At 42.8% G+C, this 20,900-nt stretch carries 21 protein-coding genes; 14 read left to right on the top strand and 7 right to left on the bottom strand.

Going from position 1 to position 20,900, the window contains the following annotated elements:
- Nucleotides 1–10: 10 nt before the first annotated feature.
- The 4 genes from LEP1GSC050_RS10520 to LEP1GSC050_RS10505 all read right to left on the bottom strand — a co-directional run bounded on the left by LEP1GSC050_RS10520 (nucleotide 11) and on the right by LEP1GSC050_RS10505 (nucleotide 3,823).
- On the bottom strand, nucleotides 11–760 hold the full coding sequence (locus tag LEP1GSC050_RS10520) for a hypothetical protein (protein ID WP_010571176.1): 750 nt from the start codon (nucleotides 758–760) through the stop codon (nucleotides 11–13).
- A gap of 99 nt (nucleotides 761–859) precedes the next feature.
- Nucleotides 860–2,212, bottom strand: a complete 1,353-nt coding sequence (gene thrC / locus LEP1GSC050_RS10515) for a threonine synthase (protein ID WP_010571175.1) — start codon at nucleotides 2,210–2,212, stop codon at nucleotides 860–862.
- A 3-nt stretch (nucleotides 2,213–2,215) separates the two neighbouring features.
- The gene (locus LEP1GSC050_RS10510; protein WP_020987468.1) at nucleotides 2,216–3,220 is read right to left on the bottom strand and encodes an SPFH domain-containing protein; all 1,005 of its coding nucleotides are present in this window, start codon (nucleotides 3,218–3,220) and stop codon (nucleotides 2,216–2,218) included.
- A gap of 63 nt (nucleotides 3,221–3,283) precedes the next feature.
- Complete coding sequence (locus LEP1GSC050_RS10505) at nucleotides 3,284–3,823, bottom strand: LIMLP_15305 family protein (protein WP_010571173.1); 540 nt, start codon at nucleotides 3,821–3,823, stop codon at nucleotides 3,284–3,286.
- A 260-nt stretch (nucleotides 3,824–4,083) separates the two neighbouring features.
- Here LEP1GSC050_RS10505 and lepB point away from each other — a divergent pair, with 260 nt between their 5' ends.
- The 3 genes from lepB to LEP1GSC050_RS10490 all read left to right on the top strand — a co-directional run bounded on the left by lepB (nucleotide 4,084) and on the right by LEP1GSC050_RS10490 (nucleotide 8,948).
- On the top strand, nucleotides 4,084–4,680 hold the full coding sequence (gene lepB / locus LEP1GSC050_RS10500) for a signal peptidase I (protein WP_010571172.1): 597 nt from the start codon (nucleotides 4,084–4,086) through the stop codon (nucleotides 4,678–4,680).
- A gap of 582 nt (nucleotides 4,681–5,262) precedes the next feature.
- A complete protein-coding gene (locus tag LEP1GSC050_RS10495; RefSeq protein WP_010571171.1) occupies nucleotides 5,263–7,068 on the top strand; it encodes a penicillin-binding protein in 1,806 nt (601 codons plus the stop codon).
- Complete coding sequence (locus tag LEP1GSC050_RS10490; RefSeq protein WP_010571170.1) at nucleotides 7,065–8,948, top strand: motility associated factor glycosyltransferase family protein; 1,884 nt, start codon at nucleotides 7,065–7,067, stop codon at nucleotides 8,946–8,948. The genes LEP1GSC050_RS10495 and LEP1GSC050_RS10490 overlap by 4 nt, the downstream gene beginning before the upstream one ends.
- On the opposite strand, the gene LEP1GSC050_RS20630 is transcribed toward LEP1GSC050_RS10490, so the two are convergent.
- The gene (locus tag LEP1GSC050_RS20630) at nucleotides 8,920–9,111 is read right to left on the bottom strand and encodes a YgaP family membrane protein (RefSeq protein WP_020987587.1); all 192 of its coding nucleotides are present in this window, start codon (nucleotides 9,109–9,111) and stop codon (nucleotides 8,920–8,922) included. The genes LEP1GSC050_RS10490 and LEP1GSC050_RS20630 overlap by 29 nt on opposite strands.
- 264 nt (nucleotides 9,112–9,375) lie before the next feature.
- Here LEP1GSC050_RS20630 and LEP1GSC050_RS10485 point away from each other — a divergent pair, with 264 nt between their 5' ends.
- Nucleotides 9,376–9,753 (top strand): phasin-related domain-containing protein, encoded by a 378-nt coding sequence (locus LEP1GSC050_RS10485; protein ID WP_010571168.1) that lies wholly within the window; start codon nucleotides 9,376–9,378, stop codon nucleotides 9,751–9,753.
- A gap of 87 nt (nucleotides 9,754–9,840) precedes the next feature.
- On the opposite strand, the gene LEP1GSC050_RS10480 is transcribed toward LEP1GSC050_RS10485, so the two are convergent.
- Nucleotides 9,841–11,064, bottom strand: a complete 1,224-nt coding sequence (locus LEP1GSC050_RS10480; protein ID WP_010571167.1) for an aminotransferase-like domain-containing protein — start codon at nucleotides 11,062–11,064, stop codon at nucleotides 9,841–9,843.
- A 60-nt stretch (nucleotides 11,065–11,124) separates the two neighbouring features.
- Here LEP1GSC050_RS10480 and LEP1GSC050_RS10475 point away from each other — a divergent pair, with 60 nt between their 5' ends.
- From LEP1GSC050_RS10475 to LEP1GSC050_RS10450, 6 genes are all read left to right on the top strand, one after another.
- The gene (locus LEP1GSC050_RS10475; RefSeq protein ID WP_010571166.1) at nucleotides 11,125–12,549 is read left to right on the top strand and encodes an aminotransferase-like domain-containing protein; all 1,425 of its coding nucleotides are present in this window, start codon (nucleotides 11,125–11,127) and stop codon (nucleotides 12,547–12,549) included.
- Between the two features lie 84 nt (nucleotides 12,550–12,633).
- Complete coding sequence (locus tag LEP1GSC050_RS10470) at nucleotides 12,634–13,653, top strand: DUF2804 domain-containing protein (protein WP_010571165.1); 1,020 nt, start codon at nucleotides 12,634–12,636, stop codon at nucleotides 13,651–13,653.
- A gap of 63 nt (nucleotides 13,654–13,716) precedes the next feature.
- Nucleotides 13,717–14,463, top strand: coding sequence for a PPK2 family polyphosphate kinase (locus LEP1GSC050_RS10465; protein ID WP_010571164.1), 747 nt, complete (start codon nucleotides 13,717–13,719; stop codon nucleotides 14,461–14,463).
- Nucleotides 14,464–14,605: 142 nt separating this feature from the next.
- Nucleotides 14,606–14,989 carry a phasin-related domain-containing protein gene (locus LEP1GSC050_RS10460; RefSeq protein ID WP_010571163.1) on the top strand — a complete coding sequence of 128 codons (384 nt, stop codon included), beginning with the start codon at nucleotides 14,606–14,608 and terminating at the stop codon, nucleotides 14,987–14,989.
- A gap of 103 nt (nucleotides 14,990–15,092) precedes the next feature.
- Nucleotides 15,093–15,932: a hypothetical protein gene (locus LEP1GSC050_RS10455; protein WP_010571162.1), complete on the top strand. Its 840-nt coding sequence runs from the start codon at nucleotides 15,093–15,095 to the stop codon at nucleotides 15,930–15,932.
- A 4-nt stretch (nucleotides 15,933–15,936) separates the two neighbouring features.
- Nucleotides 15,937–16,701, top strand: a complete 765-nt coding sequence (locus LEP1GSC050_RS10450) for a glycerophosphodiester phosphodiesterase family protein (RefSeq protein WP_010571161.1) — start codon at nucleotides 15,937–15,939, stop codon at nucleotides 16,699–16,701.
- Here LEP1GSC050_RS10450 and LEP1GSC050_RS10445 read toward each other — a convergent pair.
- A complete protein-coding gene (locus tag LEP1GSC050_RS10445; RefSeq protein WP_010571160.1) occupies nucleotides 16,694–17,320 on the bottom strand; it encodes a hypothetical protein in 627 nt (208 codons plus the stop codon). The genes LEP1GSC050_RS10450 and LEP1GSC050_RS10445 overlap by 8 nt on opposite strands.
- Before the next feature lie 706 nt (nucleotides 17,321–18,026).
- Here LEP1GSC050_RS10445 and LEP1GSC050_RS10440 point away from each other — a divergent pair.
- The 4 genes from LEP1GSC050_RS10440 (at nucleotide 18,027) to LEP1GSC050_RS10425 (ending at nucleotide 20,882) form a co-directional block, all read left to right on the top strand.
- Complete coding sequence (locus LEP1GSC050_RS10440) at nucleotides 18,027–18,311, top strand: LIC10235 family protein (protein WP_010415576.1); 285 nt, start codon at nucleotides 18,027–18,029, stop codon at nucleotides 18,309–18,311.
- A gap of 64 nt (nucleotides 18,312–18,375) precedes the next feature.
- Nucleotides 18,376–18,924 (top strand): tetratricopeptide repeat protein, encoded by a 549-nt coding sequence (locus LEP1GSC050_RS10435; protein ID WP_010571159.1) that lies wholly within the window; start codon nucleotides 18,376–18,378, stop codon nucleotides 18,922–18,924.
- A 97-nt stretch (nucleotides 18,925–19,021) separates the two neighbouring features.
- Nucleotides 19,022–20,242: a Crp/Fnr family transcriptional regulator gene (locus LEP1GSC050_RS10430; protein WP_010571158.1), complete on the top strand. Its 1,221-nt coding sequence runs from the start codon at nucleotides 19,022–19,024 to the stop codon at nucleotides 20,240–20,242.
- A 13-nt stretch (nucleotides 20,243–20,255) separates the two neighbouring features.
- Entirely contained in the window at nucleotides 20,256–20,882 is a 627-nt protein-coding gene (locus LEP1GSC050_RS10425; protein ID WP_010571157.1) for a DNA-3-methyladenine glycosylase family protein, read from the top strand.
- Nucleotides 20,883–20,900 lie beyond the last annotated feature (18 nt).

Raw genomic sequence — 20,900 nt, 5'->3', positions numbered from 1 at the left:
CCAAGCGATACTAAGAGTCTTCCCCATCTAGAGTACTTTGGGTCTTCTCTAGTAACCATTTTTGATATCGATGTCTTCTTGGCACGTAATTCTCGTTCAAAGGAATCTCAACTCGAGCAACTGTGCGGTTCTCAGACTTGCGACTGTAAATGGTAAACAAATGCCGGTCATAGCCGCTTTGGGCTACTAGAATCTCGACCATCGTGATACCCATTCCGGCGCCTTCGGTCGTATCTCCGTACTTCATATAGTACTCGAAGAGATTGTCAAATTCTTTAGAGTGTACGAACTTCTCTCGGATCCTTTTTTCTTCTCTTATTGCGAGAGTGAAATTGTTCTGAACAAGAAGAATGATTCGATCTTTGTTAAAACTTAATGTCACTTTAACGAAGAGGCCATTTTCCTTCATTTTACGACGATAGTACGGAAACTTACGGCTAACTAGGTTTTCTTTAAAGGAGGTCATTCCTTGGTCGTAGAGCTCCGGGTCGTCGATATTTAAGCCCAATTCACGGAATAAGACCCGCTTAATTGCCGCTTTAGTGGCATTAACGATCAATTCCTTTGCGGAGGTAAAAAGAAGTTCGATCAGATCTTCTCTTCCGTACTTAGATAAAACGCTGTGGATTAGGTGTTTGAGCTTGGCTTCGCCATTATTGCTCAAGACATAGGTGATTATCGAGACGGGCTCTTCTTTCTTTACGGCCGTTTCAATTTCGAACAGGAATTCCTGGGAAAACTCCTCAATTCCTTCATTCATTCGGATTATCGATTATATTTATCGGGCCAAGCTTTCGAGAAAAAAACGATAGTCTCCGAGGAAAAAGTAGCACTAAAAAAGGTGGAACTCTGAGAAATTTCAGCCTTTTGGTTGTAGGAATTTACCAATCTCATCCATCACTTTCCCGACTTCCGGCTTACAAACCCGAATTTGGTTCCCTAAACTTGGAGTTGTGCCGGAGATTTTTCCTTCGTGGAATTTAAGCTTAAATTCGGTAAATTTTAGGCCATGAGCCGTAGAAATCACCACTACTTTCTCCCCTTTTCGTATGACACCTTTGGATAGTAATTTGTATAAAGCTGCGATTGCGACTCCAGTATGCGGATCATTATAGAGACCGTATAGGTCCGTTCGAGCTGCTGCATCGGAAAGTTCGGCTTCGCTTGCCTGCTCAACGATTCCATTAAACGTTTTTAAGGTCTTAATTGCCTTTTGCACGGAGACCGGATTACCGATTTGGATCGCGGATGCCAGTGTGGGTTTGGCCTCCACGGGATTAAATTCCTGAAAGTTCGTTAAATAGGAGAGATAGAGAGGATTTGCATGTTCGGCCTGGGCTAGAACGATTCGAGGGAATTTATTTATCAAGTCTAGATTCTTTGCCATCTCAAAGCCGGCACCGAGAGCGGAAACGTTTCCTAAATTTCCACCAGGAATGATGACCCAATCCGGAACTTCCCATTCCAATTGTTGAACAATTTCCGGAGCGATTGTTTTTTGCCCTTCAATGCGTAAACTATTCATAGAGTTCGCGAGATAAATTCCTGCCTGCTTAGTTACCTCTTTCACGATCTTCATACAACCGTCAAAGTCCGTTTCCAATGCGATCACTTTTGCTCCGTTAGAAACGGGCTGGATTAATTGCGCTTGCGATACTTTTCCCGCAGGCAGGAAGATAATTGCGGGAATGCCGGCCTTAGCCGCATAGGAGGCAAGGGCAGCAGAAGTGTCTCCCGAGCTTGCACAAGCAACGGCGCGAATATTCACTCCGTTACTCAGCATATGCTTAACCTGACTCAAGAGCGCGGTCATTCCTAGATCCTTGAATGAGCCCGTGTGGGAGATCCCACATTGTTTGATCCAAAGTCCTCCGAGATCTAAATCCTTAGTTAGCCTTTCGGAAGAGAATAGATGAGAAAGACCTTCGCCGGAGCTGACAATATCCTTATCTTCCACATGCGGAAGCACCCATTCCCGCTTATTCCAAATCCCGGAACTATTGGGAAACTTTACCGAGCGAAATCTAGAATCAAATAAATCCTTCCATTCCTTTCCGGACTTTTCCCTTAAGGCGTCTATATCGTGCGAAACCTGCAAAAGACTGCCGCATTTACGACATTCATAGATGATGTCATTCAAATCATAAGTGGTTCCACATGAATCGTTAATGCAACGGAATTCCGCCTTATAACGGGTAAGGGTTGAGCTCATACTTTAGATAGAGTTCAAGATGTCCTTTTTTTTGGAATCAAATTCTTCCTGAGTTATCAACCCTTGATCGAGCATTGTTTTGAGTTTGGCAAGCCTTGCCGTTGCATCGGTTTGCCCGTTGGCGGCGGCATTATTGTTATTATTCTGATTTTGACCCATCATATTCGCCATCATGTTTGCCATATTCATTCCCATTCCGAGCCCCATTCCCGCTGACATACCTTCTCCAGCATTACCGCCGGGATTGCCTGCCGCAGTCTCTCCGATATCAAGCATTCTCTTTTGCTGATACATTCCGCCCAGTGTTTCGATTTCGAATTTATCCGTGAGAACCTTCTGGATTTTTTGGAAATTCGGATCGTTTTGATCGAAGTTAATTGATTGAACTAGGAAATCTACGACTTCGATTCCATACTTTGCGAAGTCTGGTTGAACCTTCGTTTTTCCGGCAGAAGAAGCCTCATCTAAATGTTGGCTTAATCGAGTAATAGGCTCTCCGCTTTTGAGAACTACTTCTGCTAAAAAATCGCTAAGTCGAGTAATTACCATCGGTTTTAGAAGATTATCGACTTGATCGGTACTATAAGCGCCTTTTGCTCCCACGACCGTCGTCGCGAAAGATTTGGAATCAATCACTTTAATATTATAAGTTCCGAATGCTCTTACGCCCAAAGTGATCATGTACTTCGGATCTTCAACTTGGATAGGGGTTGGCGTGCCCCATTTTAACTGAACTAAAGCCTTATTTACGTAAACGACTTCTGCGGTAAAAGGAGTCTGTCCTCCAAACGGAAGATTCACTATCTTTTCTAAGATCGGAACGTTTCCGGTTTTAAGTGTGTGGGTTCCCGGTCCGAATACGTCTAAGGCTTTACCTTCTTTGAAAAAGATAACCTCTTGGCTTTCGTTTACAATCAACTGACCAAACGTACTAATATCATTTCTAGGGAATTTCCAGACAAGTTCGCCCGGATCTCCTTCATACTTGATAACGTCTATTAATGCCATATTCACTCCTTGGAAAGATATTATCTCTGATTAGATTTCAGGGAAACTAAAAAATCGACGGAATTATTTCTTAAGAAATACATCTCTTCTTTTTTTAAGAGCTTCGTCAAATTGGTCGAGTTCCGATCGAAACTTACTCACCCAATCTCTGACCGTCTCCGCTGAGTCTGTCGCATTTAGACCGTTTGAACTAGCCTTTGCATATAATTCTTCCGTATGTTGCAAAAGGGAATAATCCCATTCGGCAAGGGCTTCTAACTCAGCTTCGCTCGCTTTAAAACCGCTACCCAGCCCGTTCAGCCCGTAACTGGAACCCGATATCTCATTCTTTAATCTTTCTATCAATGATAGTAAGATCTCGGTTGAGCCGATTAGTTCCATTCTTCTATCGCGTACGAAGCCTTCTTCGACTCTGCGAAGCGGTTCTTTGAGGGAATCGATTCTTTTAGAAAGCTCGTTTCTTGCTAATCGATCGGCATCGTAATATTGGTGGTTTTTCAGAACATCGCCATAGAAAGGGAATTTGGAAAGAAACGCTTTTACCTTTCCCCTCTCCGCTTGATAACGTGCGATATATCCTTGTACTGCGCTATTTTCGGGCATAGCTAAGTTTGACTCTAAAAATAAGCCGAGGCAAGAAGATTTCTTTCATGAATATTGTTAAACTGTTAAAAGAAATGAGTCAATCCGGTCATCAAATTCGATTTTGTATATTTTGTTTCGATTTGAGAGTGCATAAGATATCTGTTAAAACGGAAAATAACCGAATTTCGATATTAATATCGTGATCATTTTCACGTTGTAGGGAAATTGAAGATCCGTCTAATGGATAGAAGCCCATCTTTAGAGTGTCAGGGCAATGCATGTTATTTTTAACGAAAGCGAGCATATCGACTAAATTTCCAATGCTCCTCTGGATTAAAAAAGCATTGCCGGTGTTTCTCGCTATTATCTCGGTACTTTACCTGAGAATCTTCATTATTCAATTTTACTTCATCAATGGAAATTCCATGATGCCGAGTTTCAAAGACGGGGATTTAATTCTCGTAAAGAAATGGGGATTTCCCGCACGGGTCGGCCCCTGGACTTGGTCTTTGATAGAGTCCAAAATCGATCGATTCGACGTTCTTGTTTTAGATGGGGTTGGAACGGAATTAAGTTTAAAGAGAGTTGTCGGACTCCCGGGAGATTTTTTTCGATTCTCGGAAGGACGAATTCACATCAACGATTCTTCATTGGAAGAACCTTTTGTAAAGCCGGGTTTTAAGACGCAAGCTCCCTCACTTTCGATTGTTCCGGTAGTGAGTGTTTCCGGAAACATCGGTATAGGTGATTCTGGCAGAATTCCGCCGGGATACTTTTTGGTGTTAGGGGATAACCGTGAATTCTCTACTGATTCTCGAAATTACGGACTAATTCCTTTTCAAAAATTACGCGGAAAAGTTTTACTCGGCTTCTAGTTATCTGATTTTTTAAAACGGCAGCGCGAAACTAACGAGTCGACTACCCGGTATATGCTATATTTTATCTTCAAGTATTTTTTTGGGCGAAGTTTGTATGAGCTCCCACAGCAATTCCCCACTTCTTGCGAATTGACATTTTAAGTTTCTCATGATAAAAATTTTCAAGTCATGTAATCCACCCCCGGCCCCCGCCCAGGAAGGGCGGGCTCTCCCGAATTTTTACCTCAAAAGGACCGGGACCTTTTTTGCAGAGGCTCTCGAAAAGACTTCAAGTATTTTTTTGGGCGAAGTTTGTATGAGCTCCCACAGCAATTCCCCACTTCTTGCGAATTGACATTATTAGTTTCTCATGATAAAAATTTTCAAGTCATGTAATCCACCCCCGGCCCCCGCCCAGGAAGGGGGGGCTCTCCCGAATTTTTACCTCAAAACGACCAGGAACGGTTTCTGCAATGGTTCGAAAGGGCTTCGGGAATTGCAGAAATTTGCCGATTGTACTAATGAAATTAGACTGATCTCATACCCCTACAGTAGCTACCCGTTAAAACGGCCCGACGGAGTTAAATTTGTAATAAAAATATGCATCCTAATCGCAAAAGATTTTCGTTTCTCTTCTATTTTCTCTGCGTCTTATTCGCAGTTCTAACAATTAGAGTTAGCTATTTAATTTTCTTTAATGATAAGGAAATCGCCTTTAAGAACGGTGAACGAATTTTAAGGGGCGCGATCTATGATCGCCGCGGGATCGAGTTGGCGCTTTCGATCGATTCTTCGACGATCGGGATTTATCCGGCAAATATCTATGATCCGAATTTTACCGCGATTCAACTTTCCCCCTATCTTGATATTTTGCCGGAAAGAATCGAAGGGTTGATTCGGGAGAAAAGCAGATATTTTCTTTTGAAACGCGAGATAGACGATGCCACTGCAACCCGAATTATGGAGATGGCTCTTCCAGGGGTTAGGAGAGAAAGGGAATTTAAACGAGTTTATCCGCATGGAAGCCTGGCAGCAAGCCTCGTCGGGTTTACCGGGATGGACGATGATAAGGCATTGTCGGGTTTGGAATATTATTATAACCGAGAATTAATGACTCCGACCGACTCGGATCCGAATCGAGGTGCCAACGTTCATTTGACTTTGGACGGTCTCATTCAGTTTAAATTGGAAAAAGCTTTGGGAAAACGATTCGAAGAAACCGGGGCAAAGAGAGCCGTCGGCCTTTTGATGGAGATTCATACGGGAAAAATTCTAGCTATGGCGAGTTTTCCTTCATTTGATCCGAATCGTTATGCGACATTCGAGGAAATTTCTCATACGAACTGGGCGATTCGGCATGTTTACGAACCCGGATCTACGATGAAAATATTTTTGGCAAGTATATTGCTTAATGAAAATTTAATTCGTCCTAACGAAAAATTCGATTGTCCGGGATATGTGGAATACGGGAAAACCCGGATCAAATGCACTCAGGTTCACGGGAAGGTGAATTTGGAGGAAATATTACAATACTCATGCAATGCTGGAATTATCAAGGCATCATCCCGAATCCCGAACGAAGTACTTTATGAATATATGAAGCGATTTCGCTTTGGAGATAAGACCGGACTTCTGCCTAACGAATCGGTAGGTTACGTTCCGACGCTCAATAAGTGGACACCGACGACTCCTATGTTCATGGCGATCGGTCAAGGAATTTCCGTGACTCCCGTGCAGCTTGTCGCTTCTGCTGCGTCCGTCGTAAACGGAGGCCGTTTTTTAACTCCGAGAGTCGTTTCCCATATTACGGATTCTTACGGCGAAGTTTTGCATGAATTCAAGGCGGAAGAGGCGCCGGTAGGAATTCGTGAGTATTCTACCGAAAGATTGTTGAAAGCCATGACGAAAGTAGTTAGAGATGGAACTGGAAAAAATGCATATATACAGGAATACTCAATCGCGGGAAAAACCGGGACAGGACAGAAATCGGTTTCCGGGAGAGGCTATCAAGACGGTCTCTGGTCAGCATCCTTTCTGGGTTTCTTTCCCGCGGAAAAACCTAAGATCGTAGGTTTGATTCTTTTCGATGAACCTAGGGGTTCGAGCCATACGGGAGGAGGACTCGCCGCACCGGTATTCAAGGAAGTCGTAGAGAATATAATTCCGATTATCGAGCAGGGCGAACGAACGGTCGACGTAAGGCTGCCGAAATTGGATCGGAAAAATCAATATATCAAATCCGATCATGTTCCCGATTTAGCCGGAAAAAGTAAGAGGGAAGTAGTGGAATTACTTTCTCCCTTAGGAGTTCCGTTTAAGCTACATGGAAGCGGATTTTGCTATGAACAGGATCCCTCGTCCGGAAGTTCTTTAAACGGAAAAAGGATCGATGTATTCTTCCAATGAAAGAGCTTCGCTCGGATCTTCTTGATAAAAATTTAAAGTCTTTGGGAAAAATTTCTCCCGAAATAGCCCAAGAAATCCGCTCTTCCTATATCGAAGCCGAACTTGTCCAAACTCCATCCGGACAACCTAGCTTGAAAATCGGCTCCACTTTGTTGCATAGCTCAAGAGAACCGGTTACGGAAGTTATGAGACAACTGGATTCCCTTAAAAAAGGGGACGAAGACCGAGTTTTTCTTTTTTTCGGTTCCGGCCTCGGTTATTCTGTCCAGTATGCTCTAGGATTTGATAAAGTAGTTTGTGTTTGGATGGAACCGTTTCCGGGTATGATCAAATTAGCGTTTTCTCTTCATGATTATTCAGGCGAGTTGGAAAACGACAGACTCCGAATCGTATTGTCTCCCTTTGACGAAGCTTCTTTATATGCGGGTTTGAAAGGTGTTTCGGGTTTGCCGGTTAGTTTTATTCCTCATAGAGGAAGTCTACAATGGAATGCGGTAGCTTACCAGGAGCCTCGCTTTTTAGCGGAAACATATTTTCATAAGAAGGATGTGAACACCGCGACTCTGACCAGATTTGAAAAAGTGTGGACCGGAAATTTTTTACGAAATCTTCCCGAACTTTTGCATTTACATCCGATTCGATCCTTATTCGAGCTTTGCCAATCCAAAATTGATATAATAGTTTGTGGCGCAGGACCTTCTCTTTCTCATTCGTTATCCGACCTAAAACGTTTCCGAGAGAGCTTCATTTTGATTGCTGTTGATACCGCATTGTTGATTTTACAAAAGGCAGGCATCGATCCAGATTTGGTTTTTAGCGTCGATCCACAATCCCTTAATTCTAAATATCTGGAAGGGTATACGGGCGATTCCGCGTTCGTTTTCGATCCGACTACTTCTTATCATTCGCTACGTTTACCTTCGGTTGCTAAGGGAGGATTCTTCACCTCCTCTCCTTTTCCATGGATCAAATTGATTGAATTAAATCTAGACGGAGGGATCGGTAGCTTGGATTTTGGCGGATCCGTCTCGACAAACGCGACGAGTCTTGCGGAGAAAATGGGAGCAAGGTCGCTCCTTTTATTGGGACAAGACCTTTCATTTCCCGGGACGCTTGCCCATTGCAAGGGTGCCATTTTAGAAGAAAGATTGAATTTTTTGGAACGACGAAAGTTCAGAAGGGAATTTCACAACCATAAACAAATGACAGCGTTACCTGCAAAATGGGTAGAATCTGAAACGGGGAAAAGTCTTAGGACAAATGAGAAACTTCTCATATTTAAGAAATGGTTTGAAGAAAGAAAGAAGGAGATCCCTTGGAGAAATTTAAGTAGCGAGGGGGCTCGACTTGAAAGCATACCTTTTATAGGAATCTCCGATTGGTTTAATCAAAATCCCGTGGATTTGAAGTTTGTTCAGGATATTCGAAATTCAATTAAAAGGATCAGAAATTCTAAACCATTACTGAGATCGATGGACCTATTAGAGGATTTAAAGCGAATCTCCATCGAACTACGAGAATTCCTGAAAGAAGTTCAGAGAGGCGAGGATCTATCTCGAAAAATTTATACTCTGATTGGAGACGGCGGCCGGGAAAGGGACTCGATCCAATCTTCTCTTCGAGAGATCGCTCGAGTCGACGAATTAGTTGCATCGAAGAAAGGACTCACGGAATTTCTGGGGACAAGTCTTCAGAGAGTGATTCTTTCGATCACCGAAGGTTATGAAACGGACTTGACTTTGGAGGAAAAGAAAAACGAACAATTGGCGATTGCAAAGAAAAGCGTTCTGCTATACGAAGGGCTTCGTTCTGCAACTCAATTGAATATTCGTTTATTAGGAAAATCGATTTTTAGGATTCAGGCGACTCGCAAGTACTGAACCCAAAAAGCGCATACGCAGGACACCAGCCTACGACTCCCGTAGTCAAAGGAATAATTCCGAAAGCACCCAGCCAGCTCTGAGAATACAACCCCCAACCGATAATTAGCACTCCTACGAAAGATCTAAGAAAACGATCTAGCTTATTTTCATTTATATCCATAAACGACTCCTTCTGTCTCAATTATCATAGCACGAGCTTTCGCTTTAAAATATTTGATAATTCTCAGAACGGAAAAAAGAAAGAAGCCTCCCTAGGCGACTCTCGGATAAAACGATAGGAAAAAACTGCCATAACGACGTCGCATAATGAAAACTTGACGAATATTGCGGTCAAAATTTTTTCTTTTTTTCTGTTGACTCGGATTGTGCGGTGCATTAAACCTGGGTTGTGCGTTGCACAACAGTGTGACCAGGAGAGAGTAAAATGGAAAAACAAATTCTAGATGTTCTTAACGCAGGACTCGGTATTGTAAAAACCGGGCAAGAAGGACTGGAAAAAGCTAAAGCAGAATTCACCAAGAGTTTCCAAGAATTGGCAGCAAAAGGTGCAGCAGATAATTCAGAGTCTTCCGTTCGCGTTCGCGAGTTCGTCGATAAACTCCTTAACGAAGCTAAGGAACTTACGACAGCAGCTGGAAAAGGCTACGAAGATACCCGTGTTAAGGTCCTCGAGAAATACAACCAACTTGTAGAAGAGGCCAAAAAACTCGTTCCTCAAGAACAAGTCGACGCTATTAAAGCAAAACTTAGCGAAGTTACGGAAACCGTAAAAAACGGTATTCCGACTAAGAAAACCGCATAAGACATATAGCCGTTTGTACCTCCCCGATCGGCGGGAACTTTTTCCCGCCGTGAATTTTTTTCATTCTTCTCCTCTCGTTAGCTCTTTTTATTTTCGGATGGAATGTAAACGCTTCCAGGCTTCGAATAATCTCTTTACTCCGGTTTCCATTTCATCGGCATTCGCCCGGGAAAAATTCCATCTTAGTAGCTTACCGGAAGACTCGGCGGTAAAAAAAGTATCTCCGGGAACGATGGCAACTCCTTCTTCGAGAGCTGTTTTAAAGAGTAAATTCGTATCCGTCTCATCCAGAAATTCTATCCACAAAAATAACCCTCCTATAGGTTGCTGAAAGCGAATTGAGTCACCAAAAATTTTCCGAAACAGACCGGTCGCTATTTTTGCTTTTCTTGAATAGTTCTCCTTAAGATCGATCAGGTGATTTTTGAAATTGCCGGATATTAAAAATTTATAAACTACCTCTTGATTAATCAAGGGAGAATGCAAATCCATTGCCTGCTTTTGTACGACCAATTCTCGCATCCGCTCTTCAGGAGCCCTGATCCATCCAACTCGCAAGCCCGGGGCAAGTATTTTGGAGAATGTACCTATCGAGAAGGTGTTCTCGGGACAAAGCGTATTTAAAGAAATCGGAATTTCATTTTCGTAATTTAACTCGCGATAGGCGACGTCTTCTAGGATGGGGATCTTCGCCTCTACGCAAATTTGAGCGATTGCTCTCCTATTTCGTAATGAATAAGAGAATCCAGTCGGGTTTTGAAAATCCGGAATGCAGTAGAAGAACTTTGGCAGGCTACGGTTTCGGGAAATCTGCGCCTTTAATTCCGATGGATCAGGTCCTTCATTTCTATAATCGAGACCGATAAAGCGAGGGCCATAGGAGGAAAAGGTTTGTATCGCGCCTAGATAACTAGGTCTTTCGATTAGAACAGAATCACCCTCGTCTAGAAAATATCTCCCAAGCAAGTCCAAGGCCTGTTGGGAACCGTTTGTCAGCAATATTTCTTCGGGGCTAGACTGCGGATAATAGGATTCCGCGATCCAAGCCCTAAGTTTAGGATGACCTTGCGTTTCCGTATATTGAAAAAGTTTAGCGCCGCTTTCTCGGATTGCAAGAGCGAAACCTTCCGAAAAATCTTTGATCGGAAAAAGAGAATCGTCGGGCAATCCTCCTGCGAAAGAAAGCATATCGGAATCGTTAATTACTTTTAGAATATCCCTTATCACTGATTCGGGTGTTCTCGAGACTCGGTTCGAAGGTCGAATTGATCCTTCGGAGTTTATTAGAGATTTCGAAAATAACTTGCGCATACGATTGAATTATTTTATATACTAGATACGAGAAACCATACAGATACAGAATATTATTTTATGACCAATACAGATGAACCCGGAACGAAATACTCGAAAATTGCAATGTCTTTGATCAGTCGGATCGAAGCCGGGGAATTTTTACCCGGAACTAAGCTGCCTTCCTTGAGGAGAATTTGCCGATACGAGAGATGCAATTTGTCTACCGCTGTCGAGGCGTTTGGAATCCTACAAGAACGAGGATATATTCGAGGAAGGGAGAGGTCGGGATATTTCATTCTTCCTAGGTCGGAATCCGTTTCCATTTATAAGGTGGATAGGCCGGTCAGAATCTCAAATCCTACGGTTCCGGAGGAAGTCGGTTCCCTTCTCGCGGAATTAGCGGACCCGAGATTCGTATCTCTCGGAGCGGCAGTACCGGATTCCCAATTTCTTCCTTTCGCCTCCTTGGAACGTTCATATCGTAAGGCTATGCGAAATTCCTTTCTCCATAATTATTCCGACGTTCAAGGGGATTTGGAATTAAGAAGAAAAATCGCAACTAGATCTTCCACAAAAGAACGACGTATTTCTCCGGAGGAAGTGTTTATTACGATCGGTTGTTCGGAAGCGGCCTTTATCGCACTTTCTTTATTAACAAAACCGGGGGATCAGGTGGCGGTAGAGTCTCCTTTGCACTTCGTACTATATCAAATTTTAAGCATATTAAAATTGAAGGCTATTGAAATTCCAACCGATCCGGTCTACGGTATGGATTTGGATTCCTACGAATCCGTACTTAAAACATCTCAACCAAAGATACTGGTTACTGTGCCGACGTTTTCAAATCCGACAGGTAGCCTTTTGCCTCTGAATTCCAAAAAGGAAGTTCTCCGGCTTTCCGCTAAATACGGGATTAAAATTGTAGAGGATGATATTTACGGGGAGCTTTTGCATTCTCCAGGACTCCGACCTCCATCACTTTTATCGTTGGATGAGGAAGGATTTGTCATACAAGTTTCTTCTTTATCCAAGACCGTGAGCCCGGGTTTAAGGACGGGCTGGTTGATCGCTAATCGAGAAATAATAGGAAGAGCGGTTCAAAGAAGAATGGTCGAGTCGATTGCCTTACCTAGTCTTCCTCAACTAGCCGCAGCGGATTTTTTGGGTTCTCTCGGTTACGAAAGACATCTTAGAAATTTTAGGCGTAGTATCGGAAACTCAATCCTTTCTTATGCGGATGCATTTTTGGAATATTTTCCGAAAGGTACGCGTTTAACGATTCCGAAAGGAGGTTTTTTACTTTGGATTGAGCTTCCAAACGGAAAAGATTCTAGAGAGTTGCGTTTTCGCGCGGCTAAAAAAAGGATCAGCCTTGTTCCCGGAAATTTATTTTCGCTCTCCGGAAAATACGTAAGTAATTTCAGAATCAATGCGGGGATTTCCTTCGGTCCCAAAGTAGCGTCTGCAATCAGAACTTTGGGAAGAATCGCAGGGGAGATTTAGCGCAGGCATCGAATCGGTTTTTTCTAGAACTCTTAAAAAGAATTGAGGGCATTCCCCTTCATAAAATATTGTCTGGGCGAAAGCATGAATCTCGAAACTGAAATTCACCAACAATCGGTCCTCTGTAATTCAGGTGGAAAACTCAACTTGAACGCAGTCGGATGGTCAAAGATCCCCTTGCATCGATGTAATGTCGCCGGCCATTGGCTACGAAAGAAAAAATGGAATTATTGGTGTTTTTACGATAAAGATTTTCTGGCATCCTTTACCGTTTCCGATATCGACTATGCCGGTGTGATTTTTTGTTATTGGTTAGATCGAAAAACGGGCGAGTTTGAGGAAAGTACGATCTTGACTCCGTTCGGTCAAGGCTGCTCTCTCGGACAGACCGTTGCGAACACCGCATTGTACGAAGGTAAGCCTGGCACAGTTTCATTCAAAGTGGATGAATACGGAAGTTACCGCATCTTCGTGGACTTTAGTAGATCGAATCGCAAACATATTCGCGCCGATTTACGCGTGGACGTCCCTCAGGGTTGGGAAACCTTGAACGTGGTCGTTCCTTGGAGTCGAAATCGTTTCCAATTTACTCATAAACTCTTCGGTTTGGGTGCGGAGGGTTCCGTGGATATTGGAGGAAGATCTCACGAATTCAAAAGCGAAGATTCGTTTGCAGTTCTGGATTTTGGAAGAGGGGTATGGCCTTACTCGACGAAATGGAATTGGGCGTCGATGTCGTATCGACCTTCTAAAAAGGAAGTTTACGGTATTAATCTTGGCGGGGGATGGACGGACGGAACGGGTACGACGGAAAATGCCCTTTTAATTAACGGAAGAATTTACAAATTACCTTCGGACGTAAATTTCGAATTCGATCGAAAAGATCCTGACAAGCCGTGGATCATCTATACGAAAGATAGTAAAGCGGTCGAATTAACTCTAACCCCGACGTTTCAACGAAAAGCAACTTCGAACGTCGGAATCATCTCGTCTGCCGTCCATCAAATGATCGGAAATTTTGACGGAATCCTTCGAGTGGGAAAAAACGAATTTAGGATCAAAGGCGGGCAAGGATGGGCGGAGGATCATATTGCCCGCTGGTAAAATACTTTTATCCGGTCGTAACTTAGATTTGACACCGCTATACAAATACATACGTTACTTCGAATGATTGATCTAAAGCAGATTTCCACTGAACCGCCTAACGATATAAAAAAGGAAAAAGCGGAAGAAGATCGAATCGGACATTTAAATAGAATCGGAGAATTACAAACTAGACTCTTTGCTTCCAAAGAGAAAGCGATTCTTATCGTTCTTCAGGGGATGGATACATCGGGCAAGGACGGAACGGTTAAAAAGTTATTTACTGTATTGAATCCTCTCGGCTGTACCTGTGTCGGTTGGAAAATTCCGAACCAGGAAGAACAAAGCCATGATTTTTTATGGAGGATTCATAAATCAGCACCCGCTAAGGGTATGATTCAAGTTTTCAATCGTTCTCATTATGAAGACGTTATAGTTCCACTCGTAAAAAAGGATATTAATGCAGATCGAATTCAAAATAGGTTAGAATACATAGCCGAATTCGAGAGACTTTTAACCGCGGAGAATAATACTCTCATCCTCAAGTTCTTCCTTCATATATCCAAGCAAGAACAATCGTTTCGAATTGAAAAACGGCTAGAGGATCCTCAAAAAAAATGGAAATTCGATCCAAGCGATTTGGTCGCCCATACCCTGTACGACGAGCATTTGAAGGCCTACGGAGAAGTTCTCAGCTTTTGTGAAGATTCCTACCCGTGGAAAATTATTCCCGCAGATAAGAAATGGTATCGGGATTATCTAATTGCTAAGTTAATTCGGGAGGAAATGGACAAAATGGACCTCCATTACCCGGAACTGGAATCCCCTTAAAATCGATCTTAAATATCTCCATCTAACTAAAAAAATCGAAACCCGACGGAAAATTTCGATTTCCCGATTGACCGAATTTGTGCGGCGCATTACAAGTGGTTTGTGCGATGCACTAAATAGTTTCCCTTAAGGAGAAAGGATCATGGAAAAACAATTGTTGGATATCCTCAACGCCGGAATCGGACTGCTGAAATCAGGACAAGAAGGTGTCGAAAAGGCAAAAGTAGAGTTAGAAAAGACCTATGGCGAATTAGTTGCAAAAGGCGCTGCTGACAACTCTGAAGGTTCCGTAAAAATTCGCGAATCCGTCGACAAGCTTTTGAACGAGATTAAAGAAGTTTCAACCGTCGCAGGTAAGAACTACGATGAAACTCGTGCAAAGATCGTTGAGAAATATAACCAAATCTCTGAAGAAATTAAAAAACGTGTTCCCGAAGGTCAATTGGAAGCAGTGAAAGCAAAACTTGCCGAAGTTGCTGATACAATTAAAAGTACCGCAAAAACTAAAGGAACTCCTGCAGTTTAATTACTCCAGTCGCAGGCCGGGTTTATTAACCTAGTCTGCGAATTCCTTTTTTTTGTTCCTGTGCCTGCTTGACATTTCTTTGATTTAGGTGTCTCTCAACGGGATGCCCGAATTTCGAAGAAAAAGTTCCCAATATAGATATGTCATTCTTCTTATTTGCCTAGGGCTTCCTTTCTTTTCCCTATCGGCGGAAGATGCAATCATTTCCCCGGAAACTCTCCCTCCTCCTTCAAACTCCGAAACGAAAGAGTCACCCGCTAAGCCCAATCCCGCAAATGCCTCTCCGCCTGCGGAAAAATCTAGGGGTCCTGAACAAGTTGAGATTCGCGAAAAATTTAAGAATCAAGTCGGTGGATTCGGATTTGATAGATTTTTTTCGTTTCAATACACTCGTCTGTTGAATCCTCAATGGGCAGTTGGGGTGATGGGTTATACGAATACCAGCGTCAACCGATTCGATAATGATATCATTGCTTCACTATACTTTCTACCCACCGCTTTTTTCGGAAGATTGAGTGATACCGAGACTAAATACTGGGGCGGCTCGGTCTTTGTTCAGCGATACTTGCTGGATTCCCCTTTCTTTGCGGCTCTTCATTTAGGGCGGGAACATAGAAAAAAACAGGAATCTGTTCTTTATTGGGAAACTCTCGGCGGTACCTACCGTTACGAAAAAGACACATATAATTGGGGACCGCAAAGCTACGCCGGTCTGGGACTAGGATTTCGATATCAAGCGTTGAACGGAATCTTTTTCGGGTGGGAAGGAATTTGGAGCTGGTATTTGCCGTACAAGAACTCTTATCAAGTATCCGATTTATTTTATTCGGATCATCAGGCGACTATCGGAGATTTATTATATAGAACTTATGCACTTCAAAATCGCTACCCTCATCCTGGCGCTAATTTTGCCTTAAATTTAGTAATCGGTTTTGCATTCTAATTTTATGGGAAAGCCTTTCGAAATACCGCGCCCATGGGTAATCGCGCATCGAGGTTTCAGCGGCGAATATCCCGAAAATACGATGTTAGCTTTCCGCAAAGCTGTCGAAGTCGGGGCCGATTGGATCGAATTAGACGTCACTCTTTCTGCAGATCGCGAGGTCGTAGTCATACACGATGATACTTTAGATCGAACTACAAATATGAAAGGTTCGGTGCGAGATGCTTCTTTCGAGCTGATTCGTAAGGCCGATGCAGGTCGATGGAAAGATGTTCGATTTCTCGGCGAGCCGATTCCAAAAATTTGGGACGTCTGGAATTTCGTACTGGGTACGAAATTGGGTTTGAATATCGAAATTAAAACAAGCGCTTATGAACCTGAACCTAAAGAAATTCCTATCGAAGATAGTCTGATTCGATTCGCTCTGAATAAAAAAGCTTTGGATAAAACTTTATTCTCCTCTTTTTGCTGGGACTCCTTGGTAAGAATACGGGAACTATCCACGGACGCAAAACTCGGTATTTTAATCGGGGACGAAACTCCTCATTGGGAAGAGGCATTGGATTTGGCGTTTCGATTGAATGCGCTTAGTTTGAATTTATCATCTCATACTGCCCAAAAAGAGATCGTATCGAAAATTCAGGAGCAGGGATTCAAAGTGTTAGTTTATACTCTGAATACCGAAGAAGAATTAAAGAAAGGCCTGGACACGGGAGTGGATGGAATTTTTACCAATTACCCTGCGAGAATGAGGTCACTCGTCAATTAACTTCCACTCGAGCGAATTGGTCCAATTCAATATGCCATTTCTCAACAATTTTGAAAAGTATGGTAATAACTTGAGGACTCGGCGCATCGTAACGATCCGCTGCGAATGAATCCGTTTCCTTAAAGCCCGGAATTTTGCGTAAATCGTCTCCGTCAGCGCGAAAACGAAAAATTTCGAATTCCTCCGTACCGCGTTCTTCTCCATTCTTAATGAAGAACGGTTTTATCAAACTCATTCGAAATTTTCCGAAAGAGATACCTTCCAGACATTGAAGGAATCTGTAGCTTTGTAAGGCTAATTCCAATTTCATTCTCGCCGCGTATTGTTCGGACTCAAGGAAAGTCAGAGCGGAAGTTCCACCGAATCCGAGATATACTTCGTATTTAGCGGGAATCGAATCCTGAACCGGAACGATTTCCACTTCCTTTAAACGGTCGCCGAACAAAGCCCAGGCAACGCCTCTGATTTTTTCGACTTCCTGTAAATTGTTTTCGGCTAACACCTTTTGAACTTTCTCTTTCGGAGACGGTTTGCAGTTGAACACGACCGTTAAGGCGAATGTAAATATAAGAATAAGGGAATGAAGTTTTTTGGAATTGAAGGAGCGGAATCCACTCATAAACGAAAGCCTCCGACTAGGAGAATGCTCCCCATTAATATGACTCATTTTCCTTGAAAAATCTACTCGAAAGATCTTTTTTTCCGATTTTATTCGGTTCGGTATATTCTTTTAAAATAAATTTTTTTAATCCATTAGACATTGAAAGTATACCGCTTTGATATTTTCCCTGAAAGCAATTGTCTTAAATCCTCCTAATTTTAACAAAGACCAGTTTTATTAACAACGATAAAAAACGAGCTTAAAACAGAGGAATACGAATGATGAACTAAATTTAGCATAAAAATGTTAAATATTCGGTTGAAGATACACGCGTAAGTCTCGGATTGAGTTTAGATTTATTCTTAAAAGAGAGTAAGTATCAATACGTATGAAAATCATGGCGAGATTGATATTTATCGGACTTATACGTTAGCATGTTGCACAAGTCCTCCGTTATATGAACGTATATAGGAAATAAATTTCCATAAATGACGAGGAATTATAGGAAATAGTCTTAACGTTGCCTTTTTTCAATTTTAAGGGTATTCCATTAACCGACATTCGTTAGTCGACATTGCCGCTGTTCGGCGACGTAGAGAGAGCTTTTAACATTTCTATCATTGGAAAATTATTTCGTAAAAAAATAACTTCGCGTTATGCGAAAAATTAAAAACACTTTACTACTTTTGTAAGAATGTAACTGTTGTTACGTCAGTTAACGTTTATGAAGCCAAAGAAAGTTACCAACGATGATCTTGAAAAGATCGTCGCAGGGGTAAAGACCCAAGCAGTCGAAGCAATCGGGAATTACCTATATAAAGGATTCCGGATTCAAGTTAGTAAGTATAACTTATCGGGGGCGGAGCGGGTCCAACTCCTCTACCAAAGACGGAGGAAAGAAGGGCTTTGCATCGTTTGCGGAACAAAGGTCGCAAAGAAAAACCCTTCTACTGGGCGACTATATCGCCTCTGTGAATTCCACCGAAAAAAAATAGATAAAAAAAAGTAATTCATAAAATCCGGAAAACGACTGATAATCATAATGAAGACCTTCGAGTCTCGGATGGGTACCTTTGTTTTCCGGATTTTATTTCAAAGATCGTTTTAAACGATTCGTATTCGCAGTTCTCTTATTATTATTAATTCCCGGATCCGCCTTTTCTCAAGGTGGAAATCCTGCGAAAGATTCGGTTCCACCTGATTCGGATTTATTGCTCAGGATCGCCGAAGAATCATTCAAAGACCGAAAATTTTACCAATCCATCGAAAGTTTAAGAAGTTTTCTAGTGCTCTATCCTGGAAACTCGAAAAGGACCAGGGCCCTACTTTTGCTGCGAGATTGCTTTCTTAAGCTGGATCGCCCCGAAAAAGCTCTGGAAGTTAGCCTAAACCTCTATAAAATGGAGCCCACCGGCGAGTTCGGATTGGAATCCTACTTGGAAGCCGGACGGCTTCTCGCGAAGATGGGAGAAATTGACCAGGCCAAGGAAGTGTTTTCATCCATTTGCAGGCAGTCATATTCTCGGGTAATGGCCGAAAAGGCGGCTTTGGAATTTTCCGGTTTGGAAGTTCTTTCCGACGTCAGCCCTTCATCCGAGGCGGATTCTTGTCGGGAAAAATAGGAGAACTCGAGGATTTCGTTCCTAAATCTCCGGTTAAAAGCCGATACTAGTTTATAGTTGAACTCCGGCGGCGGAATTTTTTAATCACTGGTAAAGTATGTCCAACGGCTTCTTTCAAATCGTGAATTTCCCGAAAGGGTCCTATGTCATTGTCGAAGGTAAGAAAGAAGCTCATAACTTCTTCATTATCCGGCAGGGAAAGGTACGCGTCGCCCGCGAGAACCAGGTGGTAGGCGAGGACCCGAATCAGCTGCTCGGTCCGGGGGATTTCTTCGGCGTTGTTGCCGCCATGAGTCAACATGCCCAGATAGAGTCGGCAATCGCGTTAACCGACGTCTCCTTAATTCAAGTCAGCTACGATCAATTCGGGACACTGATCCAAAAAAACACCCCAGTTGCGATGAAAATTATCCGGTATTTCTCGATGAAACTCCGGCAATTCGATTCGACCATTACTCGCCTTTCGTTTCGTTCGGCGGTTGAGGAAGATCCGAATCAATTATTTGCAATCGGAGAGTATTATTTTAATCAAAAGAATACGCTTCACGCCGCTTATGCATTTCAAAAGTATCTGCAATATTTACCCAACGGACAATTTGCGACTCAGGCGAAACTGAAGCTACAGACCATGAATCAGCCGGTCGCATCCGCGCCCATCGATTATACGAAATTCAACCGTTCCTATTCGGATAACGAAATGATTTTTTGTGAGCATGAACCGGGAAGAGAGTTGTACATCATTCAACACGGTAGGGTGAAGATTACGAAGATCGTGGATTCAAACGAAGTTCTACTCGCGGTTTTGCAAAGCGGGGATATTTTCGGAGAGATGGCTTTATTGGATAATAAACCTCGATCCGCTTCCGCGATTGCGTGGGGAGAAGAAATCCAATTACTTGCAATCAATAAAGCTAACTTCGAGGGAATGGTAAAAGCTCAACCTCAGCTTGCGACTCGATTGATTACATTATTATCCGAGAGAATTTGGACGGCTTACAAACAACTCGCGAACTTACTTATTACCGACCCGCAGGGTAGGATAGCCGACACACTTCTCACTCTCGCAGAAAAAAATAGAGTGAAAGTCGTTCCTAAGGCAAATTACAATTTCGAAATCGGAACGAAAGATTTACTTAAAATGATAGGCTTGGCCTATCCGAAAGACGAGAATCTTGTTCTTGATCTAATATCGAAAAATAAATTCATAAAACTTGATCAAGGAAAGCTTTCCTGTACCGATCTTGTGGAGCTGGAAAAATTAGTTCAGATCTTCCGTAAAAAATCCCAAATGGATATGAAGCTCAAAAAAAGAGCCTAACGATCGAAATTAAATGGAACGAGAAGTAAGACTCCGCAAGGCGGAAAGCTGGCTTCGAAGAAAGGATCCTGTCCTGCGTAAGCTGATAAATCGAATCGGTCCTTGCACATTGAAAATGGTCGGTTCGCCGTATCACGTTCTGCTTAAGTCGGTGATCAGCCAGCAATTATCGGTAAAAGCGGCTTCGACGATGGAGAATCGAGTGATCGAAAGATTCGGAAGCCGCAAGCGATTTCCCGAACCGAATCTTTTGCTCGGATTAAGCGCCGAGCAATTGCGATCTGCAGGGCTATCCTTTGCGAAGGCGGACACCGTTAAACGAATCGCTTCGGCTTACGAGTCCGGTGAGATTACCGATCGGAAACTTAGGAAGCTTGAAGACGAGAAGGTTCTAGAATTTCTTTGTTCCATTAAAGGCGTCGGTCCTTGGACGGCGGAAATGGTCCTAATGTTTGCGCTGGATCGTTGGGATCATTTTTCTTTGAATGATCTCATTCTTCGTAAATCGATTGAACGACATTTCGGGATCCATAGAGATTCCAAAAAGGAGATACTTGCTCTTGCCGGGCGGTTTTCTCCGTACCGTACGATTTTTTCCTGGTATCTATGGAGAGACTCCGACGGCGGAGAAGGTTGGTGAAATCGCCCAAACTTCTCC

The organism is Leptospira broomii serovar Hurstbridge str. 5399 (assembly GCF_000243715.2).
Classification (GTDB): Bacteria; Spirochaetota; Leptospiria; order Leptospirales; family Leptospiraceae; genus Leptospira_B; species Leptospira_B broomii.
Note: the sequence above shows the minus strand (reverse complement) of the source record. Positions and strands in the feature narration are given on the sequence as shown.